The sequence below is a fragment of the Microbispora triticiradicis genome, from assembly GCF_005864065.1.
Lineage (GTDB): Bacteria > Actinomycetota > Actinomycetes > Streptosporangiales > Streptosporangiaceae > Microbispora > Microbispora triticiradicis.
The window spans coordinates 248,682-275,097 of the sequence record NZ_VANP01000003.1 but is presented as its reverse complement, the minus strand read 5'-3'; the positions used below and the strand labels follow the sequence as shown (position 1 = coordinate 275,097).

At 70.6% G+C, this 26,416-nt stretch carries 24 protein-coding genes; 17 read left to right on the top strand and 7 right to left on the bottom strand.

The window, feature by feature from the left end; all coding sequences use genetic code 11:
- Nucleotides 1-69: 69 nt before the first annotated feature.
- The 3 genes from fdhD to FED44_RS09345 form a co-directional block, all read right to left on the bottom strand.
- Nucleotides 70-975 carry a formate dehydrogenase accessory sulfurtransferase FdhD gene (gene fdhD / locus FED44_RS09355; protein ID WP_138460413.1) on the bottom strand — a complete coding sequence of 302 codons (906 nt, stop codon included), beginning with the start codon at nucleotides 973-975 and terminating at the stop codon, nucleotides 70-72.
- Between the two features lie 62 nt (nucleotides 976-1,037).
- Nucleotides 1,038-2,126, bottom strand: a complete 1,089-nt coding sequence (locus FED44_RS09350; RefSeq protein WP_138460412.1) for a glycosyltransferase family 9 protein — start codon at nucleotides 2,124-2,126, stop codon at nucleotides 1,038-1,040.
- On the bottom strand, nucleotides 2,119-3,417 hold the full coding sequence (locus FED44_RS09345; protein WP_167521434.1) for a glycosyltransferase family 4 protein: 1,299 nt from the start codon (nucleotides 3,415-3,417) through the stop codon (nucleotides 2,119-2,121). The genes FED44_RS09350 and FED44_RS09345 overlap by 8 nt, the downstream gene beginning before the upstream one ends.
- Nucleotides 3,418-3,723: 306 nt before the next feature.
- Here FED44_RS09345 and FED44_RS09340 point away from each other — a divergent pair, with 306 nt between their 5' ends.
- From FED44_RS09340 to FED44_RS09300, 9 genes are all read left to right on the top strand, one after another.
- Nucleotides 3,724-4,548 (top strand): biotin--[acetyl-CoA-carboxylase] ligase, encoded by an 825-nt coding sequence (locus tag FED44_RS09340; protein ID WP_138460410.1) that lies wholly within the window; start codon nucleotides 3,724-3,726, stop codon nucleotides 4,546-4,548.
- Nucleotides 4,549-4,657: 109 nt separating this feature from the next.
- Nucleotides 4,658-5,170, top strand: a complete 513-nt coding sequence (locus FED44_RS09335; protein WP_111698262.1) for a PH domain-containing protein — start codon at nucleotides 4,658-4,660, stop codon at nucleotides 5,168-5,170.
- A 37-nt stretch (nucleotides 5,171-5,207) separates the two neighbouring features.
- The gene (locus FED44_RS09330) at nucleotides 5,208-6,218 is read left to right on the top strand and encodes an adenylate/guanylate cyclase domain-containing protein (protein ID WP_244301810.1); all 1,011 of its coding nucleotides are present in this window, start codon (nucleotides 5,208-5,210) and stop codon (nucleotides 6,216-6,218) included.
- A gap of 10 nt (nucleotides 6,219-6,228) precedes the next feature.
- Nucleotides 6,229-7,314 (top strand): S-(hydroxymethyl)mycothiol dehydrogenase, encoded by a 1,086-nt coding sequence (locus tag FED44_RS09325; RefSeq protein ID WP_111698454.1) that lies wholly within the window; start codon nucleotides 6,229-6,231, stop codon nucleotides 7,312-7,314.
- A gap of 236 nt (nucleotides 7,315-7,550) precedes the next feature.
- Nucleotides 7,551-8,771 (top strand): RNA-guided endonuclease InsQ/TnpB family protein, encoded by a 1,221-nt coding sequence (locus tag FED44_RS09320; RefSeq protein ID WP_138460409.1) that lies wholly within the window; start codon nucleotides 7,551-7,553, stop codon nucleotides 8,769-8,771.
- A gap of 79 nt (nucleotides 8,772-8,850) precedes the next feature.
- Entirely contained in the window at nucleotides 8,851-9,030 is a 180-nt protein-coding gene (locus FED44_RS09315; RefSeq protein WP_111698258.1) for a (2Fe-2S)-binding protein, read from the top strand.
- A 13-nt stretch (nucleotides 9,031-9,043) separates the two neighbouring features.
- Complete coding sequence (gene bfr, locus FED44_RS09310; RefSeq protein ID WP_111698256.1) at nucleotides 9,044-9,526, top strand: bacterioferritin; 483 nt, start codon at nucleotides 9,044-9,046, stop codon at nucleotides 9,524-9,526.
- A gap of 274 nt (nucleotides 9,527-9,800) precedes the next feature.
- Nucleotides 9,801-10,469, top strand: a complete 669-nt coding sequence (locus FED44_RS09305) for a response regulator transcription factor (protein WP_030451323.1) — start codon at nucleotides 9,801-9,803, stop codon at nucleotides 10,467-10,469.
- Nucleotides 10,470-10,505: 36 nt separating this feature from the next.
- Entirely contained in the window at nucleotides 10,506-11,774 is a 1,269-nt protein-coding gene (locus tag FED44_RS09300) for an ATP-binding protein (RefSeq protein WP_111698254.1), read from the top strand.
- Nucleotides 11,775-11,929: 155 nt separating this feature from the next.
- Here FED44_RS09300 and FED44_RS09295 read toward each other — a convergent pair whose 3' ends face one another.
- Complete coding sequence (locus tag FED44_RS09295; protein WP_138460408.1) at nucleotides 11,930-12,601, bottom strand: GtrA family protein; 672 nt, start codon at nucleotides 12,599-12,601, stop codon at nucleotides 11,930-11,932.
- A 238-nt stretch (nucleotides 12,602-12,839) separates the two neighbouring features.
- Here FED44_RS09295 and FED44_RS09290 point away from each other — a divergent pair, with 238 nt between their 5' ends.
- From FED44_RS09290 to purE, 3 genes are all read left to right on the top strand, one after another.
- Nucleotides 12,840-13,811: a hypothetical protein gene (locus FED44_RS09290; RefSeq protein WP_138460407.1), complete on the top strand. Its 972-nt coding sequence runs from the start codon at nucleotides 12,840-12,842 to the stop codon at nucleotides 13,809-13,811.
- A gap of 123 nt (nucleotides 13,812-13,934) precedes the next feature.
- Entirely contained in the window at nucleotides 13,935-15,080 is a 1,146-nt protein-coding gene (locus FED44_RS09285) for a 5-(carboxyamino)imidazole ribonucleotide synthase (protein ID WP_111698250.1), read from the top strand.
- Nucleotides 15,073-15,600, top strand: a complete 528-nt coding sequence (purE, locus tag FED44_RS09280; protein WP_111698248.1) for a 5-(carboxyamino)imidazole ribonucleotide mutase — start codon at nucleotides 15,073-15,075, stop codon at nucleotides 15,598-15,600. Before FED44_RS09285 ends, purE begins: the two co-directional genes overlap by 8 nt.
- Nucleotides 15,601-15,638: 38 nt before the next feature.
- Here the strand turns inward: purE and FED44_RS09275 are convergent, their stop codons facing one another.
- On the bottom strand, nucleotides 15,639-16,952 hold the full coding sequence (locus FED44_RS09275; RefSeq protein ID WP_111698246.1) for a UDP-glucose dehydrogenase family protein: 1,314 nt from the start codon (nucleotides 16,950-16,952) through the stop codon (nucleotides 15,639-15,641).
- Nucleotides 16,953-17,184: 232 nt separating this feature from the next.
- On the opposite strand from FED44_RS09275, the gene FED44_RS09270 reads away from it, so the two are divergent.
- Nucleotides 17,185-18,348: an acyl-CoA dehydrogenase family protein gene (locus tag FED44_RS09270; protein WP_111698244.1), complete on the top strand. Its 1,164-nt coding sequence runs from the start codon at nucleotides 17,185-17,187 to the stop codon at nucleotides 18,346-18,348.
- Nucleotides 18,349-18,594: 246 nt separating this feature from the next.
- Here the strand turns inward: FED44_RS09270 and FED44_RS09265 are convergent, their stop codons facing one another.
- Together FED44_RS09265 and FED44_RS09260 are read right to left on the bottom strand one after the other, a co-directional pair.
- Nucleotides 18,595-18,999, bottom strand: a complete 405-nt coding sequence (locus FED44_RS09265; protein WP_244301808.1) for a tyrosine-type recombinase/integrase — start codon at nucleotides 18,997-18,999, stop codon at nucleotides 18,595-18,597.
- 289 nt (nucleotides 19,000-19,288) lie between these two features.
- Nucleotides 19,289-19,543, bottom strand: coding sequence for a tetratricopeptide repeat protein (locus tag FED44_RS09260; RefSeq protein WP_138460406.1), 255 nt, complete (start codon nucleotides 19,541-19,543; stop codon nucleotides 19,289-19,291).
- 911 nt (nucleotides 19,544-20,454) lie between these two features.
- On the opposite strand from FED44_RS09260, the gene FED44_RS09255 reads away from it, so the two are divergent.
- The 4 genes from FED44_RS09255 to FED44_RS09240 all read left to right on the top strand — a co-directional run bounded on the left by FED44_RS09255 (nucleotide 20,455) and on the right by FED44_RS09240 (nucleotide 26,367).
- Nucleotides 20,455-23,031, top strand: coding sequence for an RICIN domain-containing protein (locus FED44_RS09255; RefSeq protein WP_208758898.1), 2,577 nt, complete (start codon nucleotides 20,455-20,457; stop codon nucleotides 23,029-23,031).
- A gap of 697 nt (nucleotides 23,032-23,728) precedes the next feature.
- Nucleotides 23,729-24,256, top strand: a complete 528-nt coding sequence (locus FED44_RS09250; protein WP_138460404.1) for a hypothetical protein — start codon at nucleotides 23,729-23,731, stop codon at nucleotides 24,254-24,256.
- Nucleotides 24,257-24,743: 487 nt separating this feature from the next.
- Nucleotides 24,744-25,115 (top strand): YciI family protein, encoded by a 372-nt coding sequence (locus FED44_RS09245; RefSeq protein ID WP_138460403.1) that lies wholly within the window; start codon nucleotides 24,744-24,746, stop codon nucleotides 25,113-25,115.
- 25 nt (nucleotides 25,116-25,140) lie between these two features.
- Entirely contained in the window at nucleotides 25,141-26,367 is a 1,227-nt protein-coding gene (locus FED44_RS09240) for an RNA polymerase sigma factor (RefSeq protein ID WP_138460402.1), read from the top strand.
- Nucleotides 26,368-26,416 lie beyond the last annotated feature (49 nt).

Sequence of the window (26,416 nt, the reverse complement as noted above, 5' to 3'; positions counted from 1 at the left end):
CCGGCGCGCGGGCGTGGTGAACGGACGCCCGCGCGCCGGTCGGCCTGCCGCGGCTTCGGCCGCGGGGTGTCACGGCGGGGGAGCGACCGAGATAGACGGCTCCCGCTCGACGTCGATCCTCTCCGGGCAGGCGTAGACGTTGAAGCGCTCGTCGCGCAGGAACCCCACGAGCGTGACGCCGAACTCGCGGGCGAGGTCGACGGCGAGCGAGGAGGGCGCGGAGACGGCGCAGACGATCTGGATCCCGGCGCTCGCGGCCTTCTGCATGATCTCGTAGCTGACGCGGCCGCTGACCAGCAGGACGTGCCGGTCGAGGGGCAGCGTGCCGCCCATCAGTGCCCAGCCGACCAGCTTGTCGACCGCGTTGTGCCGCCCCACGTCCTCCCGTACGGCCACGGGGGCGCCCTCAGGCGTGAACAGCCCGGCGGCGTGCAGCCCGCCCGTCCTGCCGAACACCCCCTGGGCCTCGCGCAGCCGGTCCGGCAGGGCGTAAAGGGTCGCGGCGGACACGGCGACCGGCGGGCGGAGGGCCGGCGCCGGGCAGCGGTCGCGCAGGGCGTCCAGACTGGCCGTGCCGCAGACGCCGCACGCGCTCGACGTCAGGAAGTTCCGCTGGACAGCGGTCATGTCGGGCAGTTCGGGCGCGGTGAGCCGCACGGTCACGGTGTTGTAGCGCGCCTCGGGGTCCAGGTCCTCGTCCGTGCAGTAACCGATGGCGGCGATGCCGCCCGGGCCGACGATCCCCTCGCCGTGCAGGAACCCCGCCGCGAGTTCGAAGTCGGCGCCCGGCGTCCGCATCGTGATCGCCACCGTACGGGCGTCGCCGCCCGCGGCCAGCAGCCGGATCTCCAGCGGTTCCTCGGTGGCGAGATCGTCCCGCCGGTCGCGTACGGCCGATCCCGACACCCTCCGGACGCGGAACCGCGTGACCGGCCCCGGACGGGCAGACAGCCCCTCCCCGCCGTCCCGTCGCATCTGCTTCCTCCTTGCCGGCATGGCTGCCGCTCTTTCCCGTACGCAGCCTGCCACGCCTCGTCTCAGGCGTCGCCCGCCGGGTGGGGCGCGGGCGTGCCGCCGCACAGGCGGGTCACGGCGCGGGCGACGGACGCCACGGAGACGTCGGCCATGCAGGCGGGTCCCGCCGGTGACCCCGCCGCGGACAACGGGCACGCGGCGGTCCACCAGCACGGCTGTTCCGTGATCGCGACCGGTCTCCGGTGCGGGCACCCCGGCAGCCCCTGAAGGTCCGCCGCGCGGGTTCCGGCGACGCCGTACCTCTCGGCCCAGGTCGGGCCGAACAGTCCGACCGTGGCCGCGCCGGACGCGGCGGCGAGGCGCAGCGGGCCGGTGTCGCCGCCCACGACCACGGCGCCCCTTCGCGCCGCCGCGGCGAAGCACGCGGCGAGCCCACGCAGGTCGCGTGGCGGCAGCACCGCCACCTCCGGGCACGGAGGATCGAGCACCGGACCGCGGGCCGTGGGCGGGTGCTCACGCGGCGCGTGGAGCGCGAGCAGGGGATGGCCCCGGCGGGCCAGCAGCGCGGCGAGTGCCCGCCAGTGCGCGGCGGGCCAGCGCTTCACGTCCATGCCCGCGTCGGTGACCAGCACGACCGGCGGGCGGGCCGCGGCGGGCGGGAGACACCGCCCGACCGTGCTCTCGCCGTCCGCGATCTCGTCCGCCGTCAGCCGCACGACGGGCCGCGTACGGAGGTCGTCCGGCCGCACCAGCCCTTCGGCGAGCAGGATCCGCAGGTAGCGCTCGCCGACCCGCTCATCGGCGGGCGGGCGACGCCACAGATCGGTGACGCACCGGGCGCCCGAGGCGGCGAGGAGATCGGGGATGCCGTCGTAGCGGGTGGTCGTGACGGCCAGGTCCGGGCGGCGGGCCGCGAGGGCCTCGGCCACGGCCTCCCGCTCGGCGCCCGCTTCGCCGTGGCGCGGGGTGAGCACCCGGGTGACGGCGGGGTCCTCACGCAGCAGGGCGGCGCCGGGCTCGTGGGTGAGCACCCGCAGAGACGCCCCGGGGTTGCGGCGGGCCAGGGCGTGCACGGCGGGCAGCACCATGATCAGGTCGCCGATGCCGCCGAGGAGGTCGACCACCAGGATCTCCCGGTACGGCTCACCCATCGCGGCCGGGGAGATCTCGGCGCGGGTCTGCGTACGAGGACCGGAGGCGGCGGGAGAGATCTCCGCGCGGGCCGGACAGGGATTCGCACAGGGTCCGGAGGCGGCGGGGGAGGTCTGGACGCGGGCCCGTCAGGGTCTCGTAGAGGGCGCGGTGAGCGGTGGCGACCTCCGGCCAGGAGTGGCGGGCGGCGAGCCGCCGGGCGGCCCCGCCCATCCGCCGCCGCAGGTCCGGATCGTCCAGCAGCGCGCCGACGGCACGCGCGACGGCGGCGGCGTCGCGGCGGGCCCGGATCACGGCGACGGCCTCCCCGAGGGGAAGCGCCGGGTCGGGCTCGTCCGGCACGGTGACCGCGACCGGCAGGCCGTGCGCCAGCATCGTCAGCAGCGCGCCGCTCTTGGTCGTGACCCCGGCGGGGAAGGGCAGCACGCCCGCGTCGGCCGCGTGCAGGAGCTCCGACACCCGGGAGGCGGGCAGGTGCCCGGTGAACGTCACCGTGTCCGCCACGCCGTGCCGCGCGGCCAGCGCCTCCAGTTCCGCGCGGAAGGCCCGCGCCTCCGCCTCGGGCAGCGCCTGGGACGTGAAGCCGCCCACGACCAGCAGGCGGAGCCCCGGACGGCCGGTGCGGAGCGCGGGCAGGGCCTCGACCAGATGGCGCACGCCCTTCACCGGGTGGACGAACCCGAAGAACGCGAGCAGTGGGTCGCCGGGCCGCACGCCGAGTTCGCGCCGCACCCGCGCGCGGGCCCGCGCGCCGCCGCCGTGGTCGACCACGTTGGGCGCCAGCGGCACCTCCACCGCCGGTGTCCCGAGGCGGCCGTGGACCTGCCGGGCGTGGGCGGCGTTCGTCACGACCACGAGGGCGCTGGCGGGCACGAGCCGCCCGGTCTCCCGGTCCCACAGGCGGGTCCGCTCCAGCGGCCACCAGACGGCGTCGGGCACCCATCCGGGGGTCGCCCACCAGCCGTACTCGTGCAGGGTCGTCACCAGCGGCGTCCCGGCCGGCAGCAGGGGCGGGAGCAGTCCCGGCAGCCCGGAGAACCGGTAGGCCGAGGGGGCGAACTGCACGTGGACCACGTCGGGGCGCAGCCGCCGCACCCGCCGGGCCGCCGCCAGCGTCGCCGGCAGCCACTGCCGGGGAGAGCGGGCGTCCGGCGTGCCCACCGGCACCCCCACCGCGTCGACTCCGGCCCCGCCCAGCGCGCCGACGAGGCGCTCGACGTAGTCGCCGACGCCGTCGCGGTGCGCGGGCCCGGGGCCGTGGACCACGGCCACGCGGATCCTCCTCGCCATGCTCACCTCCCCGGGCGGCGCTGCCGTCACGGTGCCCGGCGCCTCTCCCCGGCAAACCCCCATCAACGCAGGTCACGGCCGGGCGCCGGACCCGCCGTACGGGCGCGACGGGCTCCGGCGGCATGCCCCTACGGCCGCCGAGGGTCCGCGCTGAGGCCGCCTGGGACCCCGCCCGGACCCGCTCTCAGCTCGCCTGGGGACCCGATGAAGCCTCCCGGTGCCCCGCGCTGAGGCCGATCGGGGCCGTGGGCCGCCGATGTGGCTTCCCGGCGGCGGAGGCGGCCCTCCGGCCGATAGCCTGGACGCGTGCCCGACTCGCCGTACGCCGACCTCGATCGGCCCCCGCTGTCCGAGGCCGCGCTGACCAGGGCGCTGGTGCGCCCCGGCTCGCTCTGGTCGTCCGTACGCGTGGTCGAGCGGACCGGTTCCACCAACGCCGACCTCGCCAAGACCGTGCGGGACACCCCCGGCGAGGGCGCCGTGCTGGTCGCGGAGGCGCAGTTCGCGGGCCGTGGACGGCTCGGCCGCCCCTGGAGCGCGCCGCCGCGCTCGGGGCTGACCTTCTCGATGCTGCTGCGGCCGGAGGTGCCGCTCGCCCGGCAGGGCTGGCTGGCCCTGCTGGTGGGCCTCGCCGCCGCCTCGGCCGTACGGCGGATCGCGGAGGTCGACGTACGGCTGAAGTGGCCCAACGACCTCATGATCGGGGAGCGCAAGCTGGCCGGCATCCTGGCCGAGCGGGTGGACCAGGTGATCGTCATCGGTATGGGCCTCAACGTCTCGCTGCGCCGGGAGGAGCTGCCCGTCGAACGGGCCACGTCCCTCGTGGTGGAGAACGCCGCCTGCACCGACCGCGATCCGCTGCTGCGCGCGATCCTGCGGGAGGTGGAGTCGCACTACCGCGACTGGGTGGCGGCGGACGGCGACCCGGACGCCTCGGGCCTGCGCGCGGCCTATCTCGCCTGGTCGGCGACCGTGGGCCAGGACGTTCGGGTCGAACTGCCCGGCGAGCGGGTGATCACCGGCCGGGCCGCCGGCATCGACCCCGCGGGCCACCTGCTCGTCCGCGGCGAGGACGGGGAGCACTCCCTCAGCGCCGGCGACGTCGTCCACGTCAGGCCCGGATCTTCCTAGTGCCCCTCCCGCCGATCTTTGCCCCCGCCGCCCGGGCAGTTCTCGGGAGTCGCGGCACTAGCCTGGCGAACGCATGCGAACGACCCGGGATCGTGTCACGATTTGCGCCATGGGTCTCCCGGATCACTATCTGGCCGAAGGCGAGCGGGTCGTTCTATCGTTCCATCCGCACTGGAAGCGGCTCATCCTGCCGGTTCTCGCCTTCGTCGTCGTCCTCGCCGCCGCCGTCGCGGCCTTCATCTTCATTCCCGGCGACTACGAGTACGCGGGGCTCGCCCGCGGCGCGGTGGCCGTGGTCGCCTTCGTGGCGCTGGTCCTGTGGACGCTCGTCCCCTACCTGCGCTGGGTGACGACCTCCTACACGCTCACCTCGCACCGCTTCGCCATCAGCACCGGAGTGCTGAACAAGTCGGAGGACGACATCCCGCTGGCCAAGGTCAGCAGCGTGAGCTCCGACCAGCGGTTCGTGGAGCGCATCCTGGGCTGTGGCACGCTCCGGGTCGAGTCGGCCTCGGAGAAGGGCGACATCGACTACCGCGACATCCCCCAGATCCAGCGCGTACGGCACGAGCTGTTCCGGCTGGTGGAGGACGCCGCCGACGGGAACATCGACGGGGACTAGCACGGTGCGGACCACGTGCCGTACGGGGGAGGGAGACGTGGAGACAAGCGGGCGGCCCGGCGCCGACGACATGCGGCGGCTGTTCCTGGGGCCGCCGCCGGTGTACACGCGGCGGCAGGTCGCCGAGGCGGCGGGGATTCCGCAGGACCTCGCCGCCCGGATCTGGCGGGCTCTGGGCTTCGCGACATTCGCCGACGACGCGGTGGCGTTCACGGACGCCGACCTGGAGGCCCTGTACCGCATCCGCGACCTGCTGGACGCGGAGATGCTCGACGAGCGGTCCGTGATCCGGATGGCCCGCGCGCTCGGCCGCAACACCGCGCGGCTCGCGCAGTGGCAGGCCGAGATCATGGTGGACGCGCTGATCGAGCCAGGGGCGCGGCCGGGCGAGGAGCGGCTCCGGCAGGTGATGGACACGGTCAGCCGCCTGCTGCCCGACTTCGAGCGGACGCTGGTGCACGTCTGGCGCTCGCAGCTCGCCGCGACCGCGAGCCGGCTGGTCAGTCTCGCCGAGCCCGGCGAGCCGGGAGGGGACGCCTCCCCGACCCGCCCGAGGCTCGCGGTCGGGTTCGCCGACCTCGTCGCCTTCACCCGGGTGTCCCGGGAGCTGGACGAGCTGGCGCTGGCCGACCTGGTCGAGGGGTTCGAGTCGCGGGCCTCCGACGTGATCGCCGCCCACGACGGGCGGCTGGTGAAGACGCTCGGCGACGAGGTGCTCTTCACGGCCCCGGGCCCGCGCACCGCGGCCCTGATCGCGCTCGACCTGCTCGACGAGCTCAAGCGGGACGCCGAGGGGCCGGACGTGCGGGTCGGGGTGGCGTACGGCCCGGTGCTGCCCGCGATGGGCGACGTCTTCGGCACGACGGTGAACCTGGCGGCGCGGCTCACCTCCATCGCCCGGCCGGGCACGATCCTCGCCGACAGCGAGATGGCGGCCGCGCTCACCGGCGCGGCAGGTGTCGATCTCGTGAAACTGCGCCGCCGCCCCGCACGCGGGCTCGGCGTCGTGGAGCCGTATGTTCTGAGGAGATCCAGCAGAGAGAGTTGAGGTGCGGGGCATGCCGTACGAAGTCCAGGGCGTGGTGGCACGGGGCAAGGGAGAGGCGGTGACACTGGAGACGGTCGTCGTCCCGGACCCGGGGCCCGGCGAGGCGGTCGTGAACGTGCAGGCCTGCGGCGTCTGCCACACCGATCTCCACTACCGCGAGGGCGGCATCAACGACGAGTTCCCGTTCCTGCTGGGCCACGAGGCCGCGGGCGTCGTCGAGGCGGTCGGGGAGGGCGTGACCGAGGTCGCGCCCGGCGACTACGTCATCCTCAACTGGCGGGCGGTCTGCGGGCAGTGCCGGGCGTGCCTGCGGGGCCGGCCGTGGTACTGCTTCAACACCCACAACGCCGTCCAGAAGATGAGCCTGGCCGACGGCACCGTGCTCAGCCCGGCGCTCGGCATCGGGGCGTTCGCGGAGAAGACCCTGGTGGCCGCGGGCCAGTGCACGAAGGTCGACCAGGCGGCCGCCCCGGCCGTCGCCGGTCTCCTCGGCTGCGGCGTGATGGCGGGCCTCGGCGCCGCGATCAACACCGGGGGCGTCACGCGCGGCGACTCGGTGGCGGTGATCGGCTGCGGCGGCGTGGGCAACGCGGCGATCCTCGGGTCGAACCTCGCCGGGGCGCGCACGATCATCGCGGTGGACGTCGACGACCGCAAGCTCGACTGGGCCCGCCGCTTCGGCGCCACCCACACGGTGAACTCGCGGGAGGCCGACGCGGTGGCGGCGATCCGCGACCTGACCGGTGGTTTCGGCGCCGACGTGGTGATCGAGGCGGTGGGCCGCCCGGAGACCTACAAGCAGGCCTTCTACGCCCGCGACCTGGCCGGGACCGTCGTGCTCGTCGGCGTGCCGACGCCCGAGATGACCCTCGAACTCCCCCTGCTCGACGTGTTCGGCCGCGGCGGGGCGCTCAAGTCCTCCTGGTACGGCGACTGCCTGCCCAGCCGCGACTTCCCGATGCTGATCGACCTCTACCTGCAGGGACGGCTCGACCTCGACGGGTTCGTCTCCGAGACCATCGCCCTCGACCAGGTCGAGGAGGCGTTCGGCAAGATGCACCGCGGGGAGGTGTTGCGCTCCGTCGTGGTGCTCTGACCTCTCCGTACGACGGGCCGCCTCGGCAACAGGGGCGGCGTTCCGGCTCCCCGGGACGCCGCCCCCTTTGGGCCCTGGATCACCGAAGTCTCGGAGAAGGCCAGGTCTTTCCGCAACGCAAGGAACCGAACGCCGCAAGGGTCGGCCCGGCGAAGCCGGCGTGCCCCAGAGCGCCAAGCGCTCATCGCTTTCTCCTTTCGCCCACCTGTCGGGCAAGGAGCTGGCACGATGCGAACGTGCGTACGGCTTACAAGGTGCGGGTCTACCCCACCACCGCACAGGCAGCGGTGCTGAACCGTACTTTCGGCTGCGCACGCCTGGTTTGGAACACGGTCCTGGCCTGGCGGAAGGCCCGCTACGCCGAGGGTGTGAAGACCTCGTACGCGCAGACCGACCGGTATCTGACCGAGCTGAAGCGCGACGGCGTCCACGACTTCCTGTACGAGGTGTCCAGCGTTCCGCTGCAGCAGGTGCTGCGCCACCAGTACACGGCGTTCGTGAACTACTTCGCCGGACACGCCAAGCACCCGCGATTCAAGTCCCGCCACGGCCGCCAGTCCGCCACCTACACCCGCTCGGCCTTCCGCTGGCGTGACGGGCGGCTTTACCTGGCGAAGATGGACGGCCCGCTGGAGTTCCTGTGGTCCTGGCCCGGCATCGACCCGGCCACGATCGACCCGGCCACGGTGATCGTCTCTCGCGACCCCGACGGACGCTGGTACGCCTCGCTGACCGTGGAAAGCACGGCAGAGACCGGAGCAGGGCCACTGCCCGCCACCGGTGGCCACGCCGGGATCGACTTGGGTGTGACAGACTTCGCCGTCCTGTCCACCGGTGAGAAGATTCCCAACCCGCGTCACCTGGAACGGAAAGTTGAAAACCTGGCCCGCTACCAGAGGCGTATGGCCCGGAAACAGCGCGGATCGGCCAACCGGGCCAAGGCCAGGGCGAAGGTCGCCCGCGCCCATGCCAAGGTGCGTGACGCCCGCACCGACTTCCTGCACAAGACCAGCACCCGTCTGGTCCGCGAGCACGAACTGATCGTGATTGAGGATCTCAACGTCAGAGGCATGGTGCGGAACCGATCCCTGGCGCGGGCGATCTCCGATGCCGGATGGGGCGAGTTCCGCCGTCAACTTGAATACAAGTCCGTACGATACGGCCGCCAGCTGATCGTGATCGACCGCTGGTACCCGAGCTCGAAGACGTGCAGCGTGTGCGGGCACCTGCTCACCGCGCTGTCCCTTTCCACCCGGCACTGGACGTGTCCGGGCTGCGGCACCCGGCACGACCGGGACGTCAACGCCGCCAAGAACATTCTGGCCGCTGGTCGAGCGGTGTCTGCCTGTGGAGCTGACGTAAGTCACTCCGGGTCCTCCCGGATGCGGTCGGCTGTGAAGCAGGAAGCCCGGCCTGTGAGGGTGGGAGTCCCCTCCCCTGTTCTTAGGCGGGGATGAAGCCAAGTAGGCAAGCCTTACCAAAGTGAGTTATGTTAGGTATGCCTTACCTTGCTGATGATCCCTGAGAGGGCGACCCATGTACGTGTGCATCTGCCGCGCGGTCACCGAGAACGAGGTGCACGACTGCATCGCCGCGGGGGCGCGGACGGCGCGTCAGGTGCGGGACGCCACCGGCGCAGGGGGGGACTGCGCGTCATGCGTCCGGAAGATCTGTGCCATCCTGAAACGGTCAGACGACCTGGTCACCAGCGCATAGATCGAGGTACGCGATGCAGGGCGACAAGGAGATCATCGCGCTGCTCAACGAGCAGCTCACCTCCGAGCTCACCGCCATCAACCAATACTTCCTGCACGCCAAGCTGCAGGAGAACTGGGGATACACCAAGCTCGCCGCCCTGACGAGGGCGGAGTCGATAGACGAGATGCGGCACGCGGAGGAGCTCACCGACCGGATCCTCTTCTTAGAGGGACTGCCGAACTATCAGAAGCTCAATACCCTCCACATCGGCCAGACCGTTAGGGAGCAGCTCCAGGCTGACCTGGAGCTGGAGGTGGAGGTGGTCAAGCGGCTGCGGCCGGGGATCGCCCTCATGCGGGAGCGGGGGGACATCACCTCCGCCACGTTGTTCGAGCGGATCCTCGCCGACGAGGAGCACCACATCGACTACCTGGAGACCGAGCTCGGCCTCCTGGAGAGTCTGGGCGAGCAGCTCTACCTCCAGCGGTACGCGGAGCCGCCGTCGCCCGCCTGAGGCCGCCCGAAGCCCGGCCGGCGACTCGGCCGAAACTCGCGAATTCAGATGGACAACGCCCGTCGACATCGGTTCGGCGGGCGTTTTTCATGTCGTTATCCGCCTTGATCCGAGGCTGTTCGAATTGGCGGAGAATGACATGAAAGATCACGGCCCTTCCGTACTGACTATCCCGGATTTATCAGTGTTTGCCCAGGTCAATTGATGAGTCAACGACAAGTCAAACTGCGAGCTGTAGCCGGGAAACGATCGCTTAAGGTCCTACGATCGCACCATGACCTGCGTACTTCTCGCCGAGGATGACACCTCGATATCCGAGCCACTGGCGCGCGCACTGCGCCGGGAGGGCTATCAGGTGGAGGTGAGCCCGGATGGCCCGCAGGCCCTGGAGAGGGCCTTGTCGGGGGGCGTCGACCTGATTGTTCTCGACCTCGGCCTGCCGGAAATGGACGGGCTGGAGGTCGCGCGCCGCATTCGCGCGGAGGGACACGGGACTCCGGTCCTGATCCTCACCGCACGTGTCGACGAAGTCGACACCGTTGTCGGCCTCGACGCGGGGGCCGACGACTACGTGACCAAGCCGTTCCGGCTGGCGGAGCTGCTCGCCCGCGTGCGGGCGCTGCTCCGGCGCGGAACGTCGGAGACCCCGGTGGTGCAGGGCGTCCGCATCGACGCCGACTCCCGCCGGGCCTGGATGGGGGACAAGGAGCTGCATCTCACCACCAAGGAGTTCGACCTGCTGCGCGTGCTCGTACGGGACGCCGGCAAGGTCGTCACCCGCGAGCAGATCATGCGCGAGGTGTGGGACACCAACTGGTGGGGTTCGACCAAGACACTGGACATGCACATCTCCTGGCTGCGCCGGAAGCTGGGCGACGACGCGGCCAAGCCGCGCTACATCACCACCGTTCGTGGGGTCGGCTTCCGCTTCGAGCGCGAGTAGCGGCCGTGGGGCGGTTTCGGGGGAGGAGCTAGCCGCATGCGCCGGCGCCTGCTTGCCTCCATGCTGCTCGTCGCGGTGATCGCGGTCCTGCTGTTAGGCGTGCCCCTGGGCGTGGTCGTCGTACGGTTGATCAACGACGAGGCCGCCCAGGAGCTGCATGCGGAGGCGAACCGGCTGCTGATCGGGGTGGAGTACTCGGTCAGCCAGCAGCAGCCGATCAGTCCGGAGCAACTCGCACGGAACTACCCGGACAGATACCTCCAGGTGTACGTCCGCGGGAACCCGCCGATCATCGCCGGCACGCCTCCGCCGGAGGCCCGTGACCTGACCGAGGAGGCTCGCTCCGAGAACGGTTACGTGCGTGTCAGCCGCGACTCGGCCCAGGTCCAGCGGGAGACCCGGGCGCGGCTGGTGCTGATCATCGCGCTCGCGATCGTGGCGCTCGGCGCCGCGATCGCCCTGGCCACCGTGACCTCGCGCCGCCTGAGCCTGCCGCTCCAAGATCTCACCAGGATCGCGGAGCGGCTCGGCTCGGGCGACGCGAGGCCCAGCAGGCACCGCTACGGCGTTCCGGAGCTCGACCTCGTGGCGGAGGTGCTGGACCGCAGCGCGCTGCGGATCTCCGACCTGCTCGCCCGCGAGCGCGAGTTCGCCACCGACGCCTCCCACCAGTTGCGTACGCCGCTGACCGGGCTGACCATGCGCCTGGAGGAGATCGTCGCCGCGGCCGGGCAGCCCGAGGTGGTCCGCGAGGAGGGCGAGGCCGCCATCGTGCAGGTCGAGCGGCTGACGGCGGTCATCGACGAGTTGCTGGCCGCGGCCCGCAGGCAGCGCCACGCCCAGGCCGGGCCGCTCGACGTGGACGACGTGGTGGGCCAGCAGATCGTCGAGTGGGAGCCCGCGTTCCGCCGGGCCCATCGGTCGCTGGTGCTGGCGGGGGACCGTGGCCTGCACGCCCTCGGCACGACGGGTGGGCTCAGCCAGGTGCTGGCCACCCTGCTGGAGAACTCCCTGAAGCACGGCGACGGCGTGCTGACGATCAACACGTCGAGTACGGGCAAGTCCGTGGTGATCGAGGTGGGCGACGAGGGTCCGGGCATCCCCGAGGCTCTCGGCCAGCGCGTCTTCGAGCGGAACGTGAGCGGCAGTGGTGGCACCGGCCTGGGGCTGACTCTCGCCCGCGCCCTCGTCGCCGCGGACGGCGGCCGGCTCGAACTCGTCAAGCGCCGCCCGGCGACCTTCGCCATTTTCCTGCGTCACGACCGCGACAACGACCGTCGCCGCGTGGTCTCCGGCCCGGCCTGACCGCCTCCGCCGTACGCCTGGAGCGCGGGGAGGTCCCGGGACGCGCGCTGAGCCGGAGCGGTGTGAAGCCGAGGAGGGCAGACCCGGCCGGCCGGCGGCAGGCCGGAGCGCGGCAGGACGGAGCGCGGCAGGTCGAGCTGGAGAAGGGGGACCGGTCAGCGGGCGGTGATCGGGTCGGGCTGCGCCGGGACGTCCGCCTTGACGGCCGCTCTCGCTCCCGCCTTCGCCCGGGCCTTCTTGCCGGTCTTCGCTCCGGACTTTTGCGGGCCGGTCTTCAGAGGGCCGATCTTCTCGGATCCGGCCTTCTGGGGGCCGGTCTTCTGAGAGTCGGCCTTCGTGCCGGAGGCGACCAGTGCCCCGGCGCCCACGGCGGGCCCTTCGCTCTCGACCGGCTCCGGGACCGCGAGGAACACCCACTTCTTGTACGACCAGAAGCGGAACAGCGTGCCGATGACCACACCGATGATCTGGGCGACGTTGTAGCTCAGCAGGTCGTGCATGCCGAGCGTGTAGGTCCGGAATCCGATGGTGATCATCGGGGGAATCAGCGCGATGCCGTTGAGCAGGAAGAAGAGGATGTACTCCCGCCTCAGGCCGCTCTGCTGGCGATGCCGGTAGGTCCAGAAGCGGTTGCCCGCGTAGGCGAAGGTGGTGGCGACGACCGTGGAGATGACCTTGGATTTCATCGGGCCGACGTCGAGGCCGAAGGTCAGCAGGTTGGCGCCGAAGAAGTCGATGACGAACGCGATCGCGCCCACCGCTCCGAACTTGATCAACTCATGGATGAGCGTGGCGAACCGCTCGTAGGCGCGTCGTAGAAACTGCACGTCCCGCTCGGTCCTTCCTGATCTGCGGCCTGGTCGGCGGCGAGGTCCTCTCAGGCTACCCGCCGGTGGCACAAACAAGGGTAGTAGCACAACCTCTCCCCGCTCCGCCGCAGGTCGCCGAAGAACATTTCATGGAAAATCCCGTCATCTGGTATTTGACGGCGCTCTTCGCACTACGCTCTCGCCCCACTGGATCACTTCGCGCGGGGCGTGCCGTTGTGGAGAGGGGGCCTTCAACGTGGTTCGTCGTACCTTCGGGGCTCGGCTGCCGAGCCGCGTCCTCCGCCGCCTCCTGCCTGCGGTCCTGCTCGCGATCCTGCTCGCGGGGTGCGGAACCGAGGGCGCCCGGCAGACCCCGGCCGATCCCGGGGAGACCTCCCCGGCGACGGTCGAGATCGCCCGGGCCGACGCCGAGGCGGCCTTCGGCGGGCTCGGCGAGCTCGCCGCGGCCTGGAAGGACGGCGACTGCGCCGGGATCGAGCGGTTCACGACGTGGGCGGAGAAGACGATCGGGAGCCGAGTCTGCGCGGCGGGCCGAAAGGACCGCTCCGCGCCCGGCCTCGACGCGTACGGTGATCCGGAGTTCCTGATCCCGGCGCATGAGGACGGCGAGGACGACCCCTGGTTCGCCGTCCTGGCCCGCAAGCCCACCCCGGCCTACTTCGTCTTCGTACGCACGGACGGCGCGTGGCGGCTCGGCGCCGGGCCGATCCCGCTCGCGGGCGACGCGCCCGAGGCCGAGGGCGAGATCGTGGACGCCGCCTGGGTCGGGGCTCGGCTCGTGTCCACCCGGCACGTCGCCTTCCTGACCGATCCCGCGGGGGTGAGCGGGGTCCGCTTCGTCTCCGGCGACCCCATGCGCGCCCTGCTCGGCGAACTGGTCCGGGCGCCCGGCAGGGTCCGTCCCGACCGCCTGTCCACCGACGTACGCATCGAGGGGCCGGCCCGCGCGCTGGCCCTGCCGGACGGCGGGGCCCTGGTGTTCCACGCGCTGCGCCTCGTCTTCACCCAGAAGCCCGGCCCGGGGCGCTCCTCCCTCGCCCATCGGCGCTATGGCGCGTCCGACGTGCGCGCCTTCACCGGCGGCGCGCCGAAGACCGTGACGGGTGCGGAGATCGTGCTGCTCGCCACCAGGGTGGCCGGGGACAACAGGATGAGGACCGTGGGCATGCGCCGGGTCCTGGCCGACATCACCGAGGGCTCCGGCTGACGGGGCGGGCCGGCGGCGCGGACTGATCGGGCGGGCTGACGCCTGGGCCGTGGCGGGCTTACGCGCGGGCAATAGGTAGGCTGACCTGTCGTGAACAGCCCGAAGGATTCCCCTTCCCGGCCCGTGGCAGACCCTGTTGCGGGCCCCGTCGTAGGCATGGTCGGCGCGGGTCAGCTCGCCCGGATGACCCAGCAGGCCGCGATCGCGCTCGGCATCGAGTTGCGCGTGCTGGCGAACGCCCGCGACGAGAGCGCCGCCAAGGTCATCGTGGACACCCACCTGGGCGACTACCGCGACCTCGCCGACCTGCGGGAGTTCGCCAAGGGGTGCGACGCCGTCACCTTCGACCACGAGCACGTGCCGACCGGGCACATCCGGGCACTGGCCGCCGACGGGCACGCCGTACACCCCGGCGCCGACGCGCTCGTCCACGCGCAGGACAAGGCGGTGATGCGCGAGCGGCTCACCGCGATCGGCGCGCCCTGCCCCGCCTGGGCCCGCGTCGACGACCTGGCCGGCGTCGAGGCGTTCGCCGCGGAGCACGGCTGGCCGGTGGTGCTGAAGGCGGTCCGCGGCGGGTACGACGGCCGGGGCGTGTGGGTCTGCTCGTCTCCGGAAGAGGCGCGAGCGGCGCTCGCCACCGGCGTGGACCTGATGGCCGAGGCGTTCGTCCCGTTCGAGCGGGAGATCGCCGTGCTGGTCGCCCGGTCGCCGCACGGCCAGGGCGTCAGCTACCCCGTCGTGGAGACGGTCCAGCAGGACGGGATCTGCGTCGAGGTCATCGCCCCCGCGCCGGGCCTCGGTGAGGAGGAGGCGGCGTACGCCCAGCGCGTCGCGCTCACCATCGCGCGCGACCTCGGCGTGACCGGGCTCCTCGCGGTCGAGATGTTCGTCACCAAGACCGGCCTCGTGGTCAACGAGCTGGCCATGCGCCCGCACAACAGCGGCCACTGGACGATCGAGGGCGCGCGTACGTCCCAGTTCGAGCAGCACCTGCGGGCCGTGCTGAACCTGCCGCTCGGGTCGCCGTCGATGACCGCGCCGGTCGTCGTCATGGCCAACCTTCTCGGCGGGCCCGACCCGGACGTGTACTCCCGGTACGAGCACGTGCTGGCCAACGACCCGGGCATCAAGATCCATTTCTATGGCAAGGACGTGCGGCCCGGCCGCAAGATCGGGCACGTCACGGCCCTCGGCACCGACCTCGACGAGGTGCGGGCCCGCGCCCACCACGCCGTCACCTGCCTGAGAGGACCCGTGGATGCCTGACGTCGGGATCGTCATGGGGAGCGACTCGGACTGGCCGGTGATGCGCCTGGCCGCCGAGGCGGTCGCCGAGTTCGGCGTGTCCTTCGAGGCCGACGTGGTCTCCGCGCACCGGATGCCGGCCGAGATGATCGAGTACGGCTCCCGCGCGGCCGGGCGCGGACTGAAGGTGATCATCGCCGGGGCGGGCGGCGCCGCCCACCTGCCGGGGATGCTGGCCTCCGTCACCCCGCTGCCGGTGATCGGCGTCCCGGTGCCGCTCAAGTATCTCGACGGGATGGACTCGCTGCTGTCGATCGTCCAGATGCCGGCCGGGGTGCCCGTGGCGACCGTCGCCGTCGGCGGCGCCCGGAACGCGGGACTGCTCGCCGTACGGATCCTGGCCGCGGCCGACGAGGGACTGCGGCGGCGGATGGAGGAGTTCCAGGTCGCCCTGCGCGACCAGGCGCACGCCAAGGGCGAGCGCCTCCGCGCCGAGGCCGCCGCCCTTCACGGAGAGTCCGACCCCACACGGGGAGCCTGACTCTGTACGGAGAGCCTGACGCTGTACGGGGAGCCTGATCAGGGGCGGCCGAGCGCCCGGTAGTCCCAGCCCGCGCCCCGCCACGTCTCCGCGTCGAGGGCGTTGCGGCCGTCGACGATGACCCGGGCGGCGACGACCGCTCCCAGGTCCTCGGGGTCGAGCGCGACGAACTCCCGCCACTCGGTGAGCAGCAGCACGGCCTCGGCTCCGCTCGCGGCCTCCAGGGCCGACCCGGCGTACCCGAGGTGGGGATGGGCGGCCCGCGCGTTGGCCAGGGCCGCGGGGTCGTAGAGCGTCACCAGCCCGCCCTGCTCGGCGATCTTCACCGCGACGTACAGGGCGGGCGAGTCGCGGATGTCGTCGGAGTCGGGCTTGAAGGCCGCGCCCAGCACCGCCACCCTCCGGCCGTCGAACGAGCCACCGAGGGCCTCGGCGGCGAGGCCGACCATCCGGGCGCGGCGCCGCAGGTTGATCTCGTCGACCTCCCGCAGGAAGGCGAGCGCGTGGCCGGCGCCTAGTTCGTCCGCCCGGGCGGTGAACGCCCTGATGTCCTTGGGCAGGCATCCGCCGCCGAAGCCGAGGCCGGGGTTGAGGTACCTGCCGCCGATCCGGTCGTCGTACGACAACGCCGCCGACAACTGCGTGACGTCGCCGCCGGCGGCCTCGCAGACCTCCGCCATCGCGTTGATGAACGAGATCTTGGTGGCCAGGAACGCGTTCGCGGCCGACTTGACCAGTTCGGCCGTGGGGAAGTCGGTCACCACGATCGGCACCTCGCCGAGCGGGGCGTAGACGTCCCGCAGGATCTTCTCGGCCCGTTCGGAGGCCACTCCGAGCACGATCCGGTCCGGCTTGAGGGTGTCCTGCACGGCGAAGCCCTCGCGCAGGAACTCGGGGTTCCAGGCCAGCTCGGCCTGCGTGCCGGCGGGCGCGAGCCGTACGAGCTTCTCGGCCAGGCGCTCGGCGGTGCCGACGGGGACCGTCGACTTGCCCACGACCAGGCACTCGCGGTCCAGGTGGGGGGCCAGCGACTCGACGACCGCGTCGAGATAGGAGACGTCGGCGGCGCGCTCGCCCTTCTTCTGCGGCGTGCCCACGCAGACGAAGTGGACGTCGCCGAACTTCGCGACCTCCTCGTAGGAGGTGGTGAAGCGCAGCCTGCCCGAGTCGAGGTTGCGGCGCAGGACCTCCTCGAGCCCGGGCTCGTGGATCGGCAGCTCGCCGCGCCGCAGTCGTTCGATCTTGCTCTCGTCCACGTCCAGACCGAGCACCTCGAAGCCCAGCTCCGCCATGCAGGCCGCGTGCGTGGCACCCAGGTAGCCGGTCCCCAGCACGGTGAGGCGGTACGGCACGGCAGGCTCCCCTCTTGCCGACTCTTCGTGATCTGGCATGGTACCGGCCCTGTCATCTGCCCGAGCAGCCACCTGGGCAAACCGCGGCCTTGGCCCCAACGGTACGGCCAAATGCCCAGGTGGTCGATGCGTCCCGGGCGCTTCGGGCATTACGGCCTCTGTCAGGGCACTCTGTCAGGAAGGCTGCTGTACCGACTGGTAACTTTCCAGTCGGACGTCCTAGTATCGCGTCATGAGCTTCCCTCTCTACGCCCCCGCCGAGGAGCACGAGATGCTCCGGGAGACCGTCCGGGCCCTCGCCGACGAGAAGATCGCCCCGCGAGCCGCGGCGGCGGACGAGAACGAGGAGTTCCCCTGGGAGGTCTACAAGGACCTCGTCGCGGCCGACCTGCAGGCCGTGCACATCCCCGAGGCGTACGGCGGTGCGGGGGCCGACGCCCTGGCGACCGTGATCGTGATCGAGGAGGTCGCCCGCGCCTGCGCCTCGTCCTCCCTCATCCCGGCCGTCAACAAGCTGGGCACCGTGCCGCTGCTGCTGTCGGCGTCCGAGGACCTCAAGCAGCGCTACCTGCGACCGGTCGCGGCGGGGGAGGCGATGTTCTCCTACGCCCTGTCGGAGCCGGAGGCCGGCTCGGACGCCGCCGCGATGAAGACCAGGGCCGAGCGCGACGGCGACCACTACGTGCTCAACGGCACCAAGATGTGGATCACCAACGCGGGCGTGTCGGAGTACTACACGGTCATGGCCGTGACCCACCCGTCGGCCGGCGCACGCGGCATCTCCGCGTTCGTGGTCGAGAAGGACGACGAGGGCGTCTCGTTCGGGCCCAAGGAGAAGAAACTGGGCATCAAGGGCTCGCCCACCCGCCAGGTCATCCTGGAGAACGTGCGGATCCCCGAGTCCCGGATGATCGGCGAGCCGGGGACCGGCTTCAAGACCGCCCTCGCCACCCTGGACCACACCCGCATCACCATCGCCGCGCAGGCGCTCGGCATCGCCCAGGGCGCGCTGGACCACGCGATCGGGTACGTCAAGGAGCGCAAGCAGTTCGGCAAGCGGATCGCCGACTTCCAGGGCCTGCAGTTCATGGTCGCCGACATGGCGATGAAGCTGGAGGCCGCTCGCCAGCTCACCTACGCCGCCGCGGCCAAGTCGGAACTGGCCATGAACGGCACGCCGGTCAAGGACCTCACGTTCTTCTCCAGCGCCGCCAAGTGCGCCGCCTCCGACGCCGCCATGGAGATCACCACCGACGCCGTCCAGCTTCTCGGCGGGTACGGCTACACCCGCGACTTCCCCGTCGAGCGCATGATGCGCGACGCCAAGATCACCCAGATCTACGAGGGCACCAACCAGATCCAGCGCATGGTCATGGCCCGCCAGCTCCTTAAGTAGCCCTTGAGCAGCGAAAACCCCGCCTGCCGCACTCGGGAGGCGGGATACGTCATGTCCGATTCGGAGCCTCTAAGAGATCTTGTTCCGTGGCTGTTCCGTGAGAGCTGCCGAACGTGTTTGGCTGTGATCGTCAACGTCCATCAGCGGGACGCGCCCGCGCTCACCCAGGGTGACCATCTGTAGTCACGAAAAGCGAAGAGCCACCGGGCGGGTTTCGTCGCCGGTGGCTCGTGTACTTTCGAGGCGCTACCCCGTGGCGACCTGGTCGCCGGAGACGGCGCGGGGACGGAACAGGCGGTCGTCGATGGCCTTGCGGGCTCGGTCGTGGGAGCCGGGCATCATGTGGGCGTACACCCGGAGTGTGAAGCCGTGGTCGGCGTGGCCGAGATACTCGGCGAGTTCCTTCACGGAGACGCCACCCGCGAGCATGACGCTGGCGTAGTAGTGCCGGAGCTGGTGAAGGCCTTCCTTCCGTGAGGTCGTGAAGCGCTTCCGCGCTCGGGCGTCCTTCTCGGCATCCGGGATGACGCCGGCCGCGACGAGGGAGGGCTTCCAGACGAGTTCGCTGTAGCCGCGCGCCCGGATGAACTTGTCGTCCGTCCAGCGGAAAGCAGGTTGTGTGTACGGAGGGGGCCGTTGAGCTTCTCCCAAGGCAGCGAGCAAGCGAGCGGGGGATACGCCTTGACGTGCCGCTTGATGGCCTCAGCGGCAGGCGGCCCGCTCCGCGGCCCGCCGGGGGCGCCGGACGGCCGCGTGCCCGGCTGCGGCTCTTCGGCCGGTCCGGGCACGCACCGCCCCGCGCGCCCGAAAGGTCAGCAGAAGTCCACTGAACGCCGTGACGATCGCCCACTTCGCTTCTCGCCATAGGTGGCCAGGGCGATCGGCTGCCGCGGCCCTCCTGCGTCGGGCCTTGCCATCGGGCAACGTGGGCAAGGTCCTGCTAATCTTCCGGATCTGATGCCGCACCAGGTGGCATGAGACGGTTTGCTTCCTGATGAGCTTGTGAAGCCTCAGCTGCGCGGCCCGGCTCCGAGAAGGTGATGCCGAGGTTGGACAGCGAGCGGGCGAGGTGGAGGCGGTAGCGGTCGGGGTAGCGCTCGGCCGGCTCCCGGTAGAGGATGACGGCCTGTTCGGCCGGGGGCAGGGCGTCGGTCAGGCGGCCCAGTGCCGAAAGATGCAGGCCAACACCTAACAATCACCGTGCCGCTCCCTGCTCCGTCGGCAACGACAAGATCATCATTCATCGGATCTACTACGACCAGCTGGAGCTGTACGGCCAGCTTGGTGGCGAACTCGTCTTCGGCGGTCCCTCACCGGCATAGCCCGGCGTGCGGTCGAACTCCGCATGCCGTAGGCGGGAGCCCTGCCTGGCAGGCGAGCAGGAAAACTGGTCGCCGACGTGTTGTGGACGCAACGGTCGCCCGAGTTCGGCGGTGAAGACGCAACCGCTGTCGCCGCTGTTGTAGCGGTGCAGGAAGTCTCCGAGGGCATCGGTGCGTTCGTCATTGCTGGCGTAGGGCCCTAGGTGGGCCCATTCCTCTACCAGGCGCCCGACGGCATCGAATCGATCCGTTTAACTGTGAAAGTTCGACACAGGTCTGGATGGTCCCGAGCATGCCGATTCTCGATCTTGGAACCGTGTTCGAGGCGTCCAACGCAGCCTGAAAATTACACGGCGTCTAGGACCGCGTGATCTCATCGGGCGTGATGGGAGCCAGACGGCCGAAGTGATCCGATCTCTGTGAACCCTGAGCATTGACAGGTGGGAGCCTGGGCCTTAAGTGTGATGTCCGGCCATCCGTCGAACCGATACGACGCTCCCATTACGAGGAGACAGAATGCCCCCTCAAGCCGTCGGCTTTCGCCGACGAACGGCGACGGCCTGAACGGCCGGGCAGTGGCGCCCGCGGAGGGCCGGCCGGACCCGGGAAGTACCTCACACACGGGATTCACCCGAAAGGATTACCGATGAAGCGGAGCGATCCCTCCTCCCGCCCTCGACGTCCGGCGAGCAGGTGGCCGGCTGTGGTGGCGGCCTTGCTGATCGCGTTGGTCGGGGCTCAGCCGGCTGTGGCGGCACAGCAGTCCGCATCGTCGGAATCCACCGTGTCGAAGTCCGCCGCCTCGGTCGCCGCCGCCGGGGACATCGACGGCTTCACCGCGGGCAATGCCGCGGTCGCCTCGGTCGATCTGGCCGGGACATGGAGCTTCACGCCGGCGGGCCGGTCGACGACGTCGATCAAGGTGCCCGGAGGCGGCTGGTACAAGCAGGGGTTCACCGATGTGTCCCAGGCGGTGTACTCGCGTACGGTAACGGTGCCGGACTCGGGGCAGCCGCAGTCGACGTGGATCGAGTTCGGCGCCGTGAACCACCAGGCGACCTTGTCGGTGGACGGCCGGGTGGTGGCGACGCAGACCACGGCCTTCACTCCCTCGAAGTTCGACATCAGCGCCTACGCCGCCCCGGGCACCACTCATACGATCAGCGTCGACGTGAAGGGCCGCGGCGCGTTGAAGGCATCCAACGGCCGGTACCTGGTGCCTGACGCCGCCGAGTGGTCCGAGGCGGTCCCCCAGGGGATCTACCGTTCGGCGTTCCTGCGGGTGTACCCGGCGGTGTACGTCAGCGACACATTCGTGCGTACGTCGGTGGCCAACAAGACGTTGAGCTACGACGTGACGGTGCGTAACACGTCGGGCAGTTCCCGGTCGGTGACGTTGACCGGGTCGCTGTCGTCTGACAACGGAACGGCTTTCAGCTACCCGGCACTGCCCAGCCGTACGGTCACCGTGGCGGCCCACTCGACCGGGACCGTGACCGTCGGGCCGGTCGCGTGGAACCTCGACAGCACCTCGTACTGGTGGCCCAACGTGCCGTACCGGTCGGGGTACCGGGCGCAGCTGCACCGGCTGACGGTGCATGCCGACACCGATGACGGGCAGACCAGCGACGCCACGTACCGGTTCGGGTTCCGGGAGGCCACCCAGAACGGCGAGTACTACTACCTTAACGGCGTGCGCGTGAACTTCCGCGGCGACAACCTCCAGGGTGCCGACTACGACCGGATCAACAACGGCGGCAAGGGCGACGCCTACGACACGCTGCCCGGATTCCTTCCGCCCTCGTCGGGCAACGGCGGCTGGCCGCAGGCCGTGGACAACTACCAGCGGCTCAACTACAACGTGGTGCGCGTCCACCAGGAGCCGGCCAGCCCGTACATGTTGGATGTAGCCGACGAGATGGGCCTGATGATCATCGACGAGGTCGCGATCCGCGGCTCCCAGTCCGGGCAGGATTGGATCTCCGGGCACGACAACATGGTCAATCACGCCCGTGCGCTGGTCCTGCGCGACCGCAACCACCCCGCGGTCATCCGCTGGAGTCAGAACAACGAGCCGAACCAGAGCGGCCAGGATTCCGAACAGTTCGAGAAGGACCTGTACGCGGCGATGAACGGCGCCGACGGCACCCGGCCGATCATTGTCGAACTGGGCGTCGGCGCGAATCCCAACATGTATCCCGGGATGACGTACGCCAACTTCGCGGTGATCTCGCACTACGTCGATGGCTTCGGCAGGTACGGGGAGGGCCTGATCACCGTGAACGGGCGGCCCGACGGCGAGGGCGAGTACATCTGGCCGGCATGCAACAACAAGCAGGGCTTCGAGTGGTTCGCCACGGCAACCCTGGCCAAGCGCGGCAAGAACGCCACCGACCTGCGTCCGTACACGCTGCTGTCCGCCTGGGCCAGCGTCGTGCCCGGAGTGCGTTCCACGGACTTCACCCCGGAGGAGGGCGGTCACCCTATCTACGGCGAGGACAACCTCTCGAACCCCTGGAGCAACCCGCAGATCCAGCGCGTGCAGGCGGCGTTCAACCCGGTGGCAGCGGTCGACCTCCCGTACTGGTCCGCCTCTGGCGCCTCGGACTCGAACGGCAGCTTCCCGCTGCCGCAGGCCGTGCCCACCTACGCCCGGAACGCCTCGGTGACCCGCAACATCACCGTTTTCAACGACGACTTCGCCGACACTTCGGTGGGCTTCACCTGGACGGCGCGGCTCGACGCGCCGGACGGCGCGGTCGTCGCGTCCGGAAGCACGACCCTGACCGTCCCGCTCGGCTCGCGGGTCACCCAGCCGGTCACCTTCACCACACCGGCCACCGGCAACCGCGTGTACCTGCAGCTGTCGACCACGAAGTCCGGTAGCCCCGTCTTCACCGACGCGGTGGAGTACTTCAACCTCGGCGGAAGCAGCGGAAGCGGACCCGCACCGGGCACGTACCGCATCGTCAACCGCAACAGCGGCAAGCCGCTCGCTGTCGCGGGCAACTCCACCGCCGACGGTGCCAAGGTGGTCCAGCAGAGCGGCACCGCCACCTGGACCATCGCCACAACCTCCGACGGCTCCTACACCCTCAAGTACGTCCCGAGTGGAAAGATGCTCGACGTCAACGCCGGCAGCAGCACGGCCGGGCTGCAACTGCAGCAGTGGACGGCCAACGGCGGCACCAACCAGATGTGGTATCTGCGATCCACCGGCAACGGCTACTACACCATCGTCAGCCACAACAGCGGACTGGTGGCGGACGTCTCCGGTGCGGCGACGAACGACGGGGCACCGGTCGTGCAGTGGGCCGCCAACGGCGGGGCCAACCAGCAATGGCAATTTAACCAGACCTGACCGGACGACCCGGTTCTCGCCTGCTGCCGCGGCGTCGACCGCTACCCCTGGCCGCTCCGCCCTGCGGCCAGGGGTAGCGGGGAGATGTCAACTCCGAACGTCGGCAAGCGACCACCACCGAGTACCTTGTCTCCGCTCCCATCGGTACGGGCCGGCAGACCACCGCGGTGAACGCATCGAACCGCCTCGCTCGCGAGCGGTAGGCGCTCGTCATTGATCGAACCCCCATGCTCTTGCGGTGCCGGCGGATCACTCCGGCGACGTAGTTCAGGGTTGAACGCGACAAAGCGACCGCGGCACGGCGGAAAAGCATTTGAAGCCCTTGGTGGAGATGGTTGTTCTTGGCCGTTCAACCCATCTACCAGGGGCTTCGCTACGTCTACGGCCAGACACTCAACCCGCGATCATGCTGTGACCAGCCAGCCCTCGCACGGGGATGAAAAATGCTGAGGAATGGGCATATCTCGGTGGCCGGTCCCGGGCGTGCCCCGGTAAAGCGCGCGCCGCCGCATTCCGCTGGATACGAGAATTCATCCAGGCGGCACATTCGGGCGCCCGCAATCATGGTTCGCCCGACCTTAAATAGACGGCGGTCGTGGGCGCGTTCATACTCGGCTTGTCCGGGCTCCCCAACGCCCTTTCCGGAGGAATCTTGAACACGCTAATCCGTAGAACGCGATTACGCCGGGCGCTGGCCTTGCTGATCGCCGTCGTGGTCGCCTCGACCGGAACGGTGGCGGGCACCGCCTCCCCGGCCCACGCAGGACTCATCGACTGGGTCGACAGCCTCGAAGGACCGACCCCCTGGGCCACATGGGAGGGAGGCGGCCAAGGAGACGGCGTCGCCGGCTACGACATCAACGGAGGGGTGGCCTATTCGGGGCTGAACGACGGCTGGCTCTACGTGGGCAACGGTTGGGCCGCCAACCGGATCCGCAAACCCCTCGCCAGTATGAGCCCCCGCTTCAACTGCTCGGCGGCCGTCTGGTTCAACGTCCTGGCCTCCGGCGCGCAGGTCGGCCTGCAGATCTGGGACCCGAACGGGTGGCGCGTCATCGCGGAAACCTATCCGTGGGTCGCCGGAGGCGGCTACAGGCAGGTCTACATAACCGGACTCAATCTACAATCCTACGGGGAAATCTACCTGCAGGTCATCTACGGCAACAACAACGGCGTCAGAACCTACATCCGCTTCGACCACATGCAACTCCAGTGTCACTACTGAACATTTCCTCATCACTGAACATTTTTCAACCGGCCCGTCGAGGGGGTTCGATGGTCGGCCGACTCCTGCGATCAGAAGATCCCTCGCATTCGCGGACACAGCGAGTCATCGTGGAGCACAGGCACTCGACCGTTCCGGTTCGCCGATACCGCTCCGACTCGATCGATCGGGCGGATGTGTTCCCCCCGAAGTGCAGGGTATTTCACTATCGGATTCGGCCGCCGTCGACAAATTGATTCGCTCGTGTGGCATAACAGCCGGATTATCGGCTGACGTTGCCCCGGTTGTTGTGGACGGGTCGGCGCTTGCGGCTACGCGGCAGCGTGCCGGTCTTCTTCGGCGTCGTTTCGGCGTTCGTGCTCGGCAGATGGCGAAGTGATGCCGATGGGGTGGAAGATTTCTCCGGGGTCGTGTCGATCCGCGGGCCGCTCGTTCGACGTAGGGGTGCGAGGGCCGAGAGGCGGCCCCGCCACACGAGGAGAACGCGATGTCGAAGTACCTGTTGATCATGCGGGGCACCGACGAGTCGAACGCGGCCCTGATGGCCGACATCGAGGAGTTGATGGCCAGGACCCACCGCTTCATCGAGGAGACGGTGAAGGCCGGCGTTCTCCTGGCGGCGGAAGGGCTGGACGATCCGGCCCAGGGCGTCGTGGTCGACTTCAGCGGCGAGACCCCGGTGGTCACGGACGGGCCGTACGGCGAGACCAAGGAACTGTTCGGGGGCTTCTTCCTGCTCGACGTCGCCTCGAAAGAGGAGGCGGTCGAGTGGGCCAAGCGGGTCCCGGCGGCCCCCGGGTCCAAGATCGAGATTCGGCGGGTGCCCGGGAGCGACGAGGTCCCGCAGGCCAGCGAGTGATCAACAAGAGCAGGGGCCGGATCTGATGGGTACGGCCGATGTCGAGGCCGTCTGGCGGATTGAGTCGGCGCGGATCGTCGCCGCGCTGACCCGGTTCACCGGCGATTTCGGGCTGGCCGAGGACGCGGCCCAGGAGGCGGTGGCCGAGGCGCTGGTGTCGTGGCCGCTCGCCGCTCCGGCGAATCCGGCCGGCTGGCTCATGGCCACGGCCCGGCGGCGGGCGATCGACGCGATCCGCCGCCGGACCGCCCTCCAGGACCGATACGCCCTGCTGGCGGCCGACTCGGCGGCTGAATCAGCGCTTTACGAGGAGATCGATCCCGACAGGATCGACGACGACGTGCTGGCGCTGATGTTCGTCAGCTGCCACCCGGTGCTCTCCCCAGAGGCCCGGGTGGCGCTGACCCTGCGCGTGGTCGGCGGCCTGTCCAGCGAGGAGATCGCCCGCGCGTTCCTCGTATCCGTGCCGACCGTGCAGGCCCGCATCACCCGGGGCAAGAAGACGATCGCGGCGGCCGGGGTGCCGTTCGAGCTGCCGCCGGCCGCCGAGCGCCGCGAGCGGCTGGGCGGCGTGCTCAGCGTCCTCTACGTGATCTTCACAGAGGGGTCGACGGCCACGTCGGGCGACCGGCTGCTGCGCCCCGACGTCGCGTACGAGGCGATCCGGCTCGCCCGCACGCTGGCCGCGCTGCAGCCGGACGAGCCGGAGGTGCACGGACTGCTGGCGCTGTGCGAGCTGACGGCCGCGCGTTTCCCGGCCCGGACCGGCCCGGACGGTTCGCCGGTCCTGCTCGACGAGCAGGATCGGCGGCGGTGGGACTTCTCGGCGATCCGCCGTGGGCTGGCCGCGCTGGCCAGGGCGTCGGCTCGCGGCCTCGGCCCCTACGGACTGCAGGCTGCCATCGCCGCCGTCCACGCGTCGGCGCCCTCGGTGGAGGCGACCGACTGGGACCGGATCGTGGTGCTCTACGAGGCACTCGGCCGGGTCGCACCCTCGCCGGTGGTCGAGCTCAACCGGGCCGTCGCCGTCGCCATGGCCTCGGGCCCGGAGCAGGCCCTGGCCATCGTGGACGAGCTGATCGCCGCCGACCGGCTCCCCGGTTCGCATCTGGTCCCGACCGTACGCGGTGAGCTGCTGGCCCGGCTAGGACGGCGACCGGAAGCGCGCGCCGAGCTGGAGCTGGCCGCCCGGCTGTGCGCCAACCAGCGCGAACGCTCGGTGCTGCTGCGCAAGGCGGCCGCGCTGAGCTGACTTCTCTGGGCTGACTTCTCCGGGCTGGCTTCTCCCGCTCCGCGGTCCG

Bases quoted from the DNA above. Each gene is read 5' to 3' on its own strand.
- fdhD (WP_138460413.1), bottom strand. From the start codon at position 975: ATGCGACGGGACGGCGGGGAGGGGCTGTCTGCCCGTCCGGGGCCGGTC.
- FED44_RS09350 (WP_138460412.1), bottom strand. From the start codon at position 2,126: ATGGGTGAGCCGTACCGGGAGATCCTGGTGGTCGACCTCCTCGGCGGC.
- FED44_RS09345 (WP_167521434.1), bottom strand. From the start codon at position 3,417: ATGGCGAGGAGGATCCGCGTGGCCGTGGTCCACGGCCCCGGGCCCGCG.
- FED44_RS09335 (WP_111698262.1), top strand. From the start codon at position 4,658: ATGGGTCTCCCGGATCACTATCTGGCCGAAGGCGAGCGGGTCGTTCTA.
- FED44_RS09325 (WP_111698454.1), top strand. From the start codon at position 6,229: ATGCCGTACGAAGTCCAGGGCGTGGTGGCACGGGGCAAGGGAGAGGCG.
- FED44_RS09315 (WP_111698258.1), top strand. From the start codon at position 8,851: ATGTACGTGTGCATCTGCCGCGCGGTCACCGAGAACGAGGTGCACGAC.
- bfr (WP_111698256.1), top strand. From the start codon at position 9,044: ATGCAGGGCGACAAGGAGATCATCGCGCTGCTCAACGAGCAGCTCACC.
- FED44_RS09305 (WP_030451323.1), top strand. From the start codon at position 9,801: ATGACCTGCGTACTTCTCGCCGAGGATGACACCTCGATATCCGAGCCA.
- FED44_RS09300 (WP_111698254.1), top strand. From the start codon at position 10,506: ATGCGCCGGCGCCTGCTTGCCTCCATGCTGCTCGTCGCGGTGATCGCG.
- purE (WP_111698248.1), top strand. From the start codon at position 15,073: ATGCCTGACGTCGGGATCGTCATGGGGAGCGACTCGGACTGGCCGGTG.
- FED44_RS09270 (WP_111698244.1), top strand. From the start codon at position 17,185: ATGAGCTTCCCTCTCTACGCCCCCGCCGAGGAGCACGAGATGCTCCGG.
- FED44_RS09245 (WP_138460403.1), top strand. From the start codon at position 24,744: ATGTCGAAGTACCTGTTGATCATGCGGGGCACCGACGAGTCGAACGCG.
- FED44_RS09240 (WP_138460402.1), top strand. From the start codon at position 25,141: ATGGGTACGGCCGATGTCGAGGCCGTCTGGCGGATTGAGTCGGCGCGG.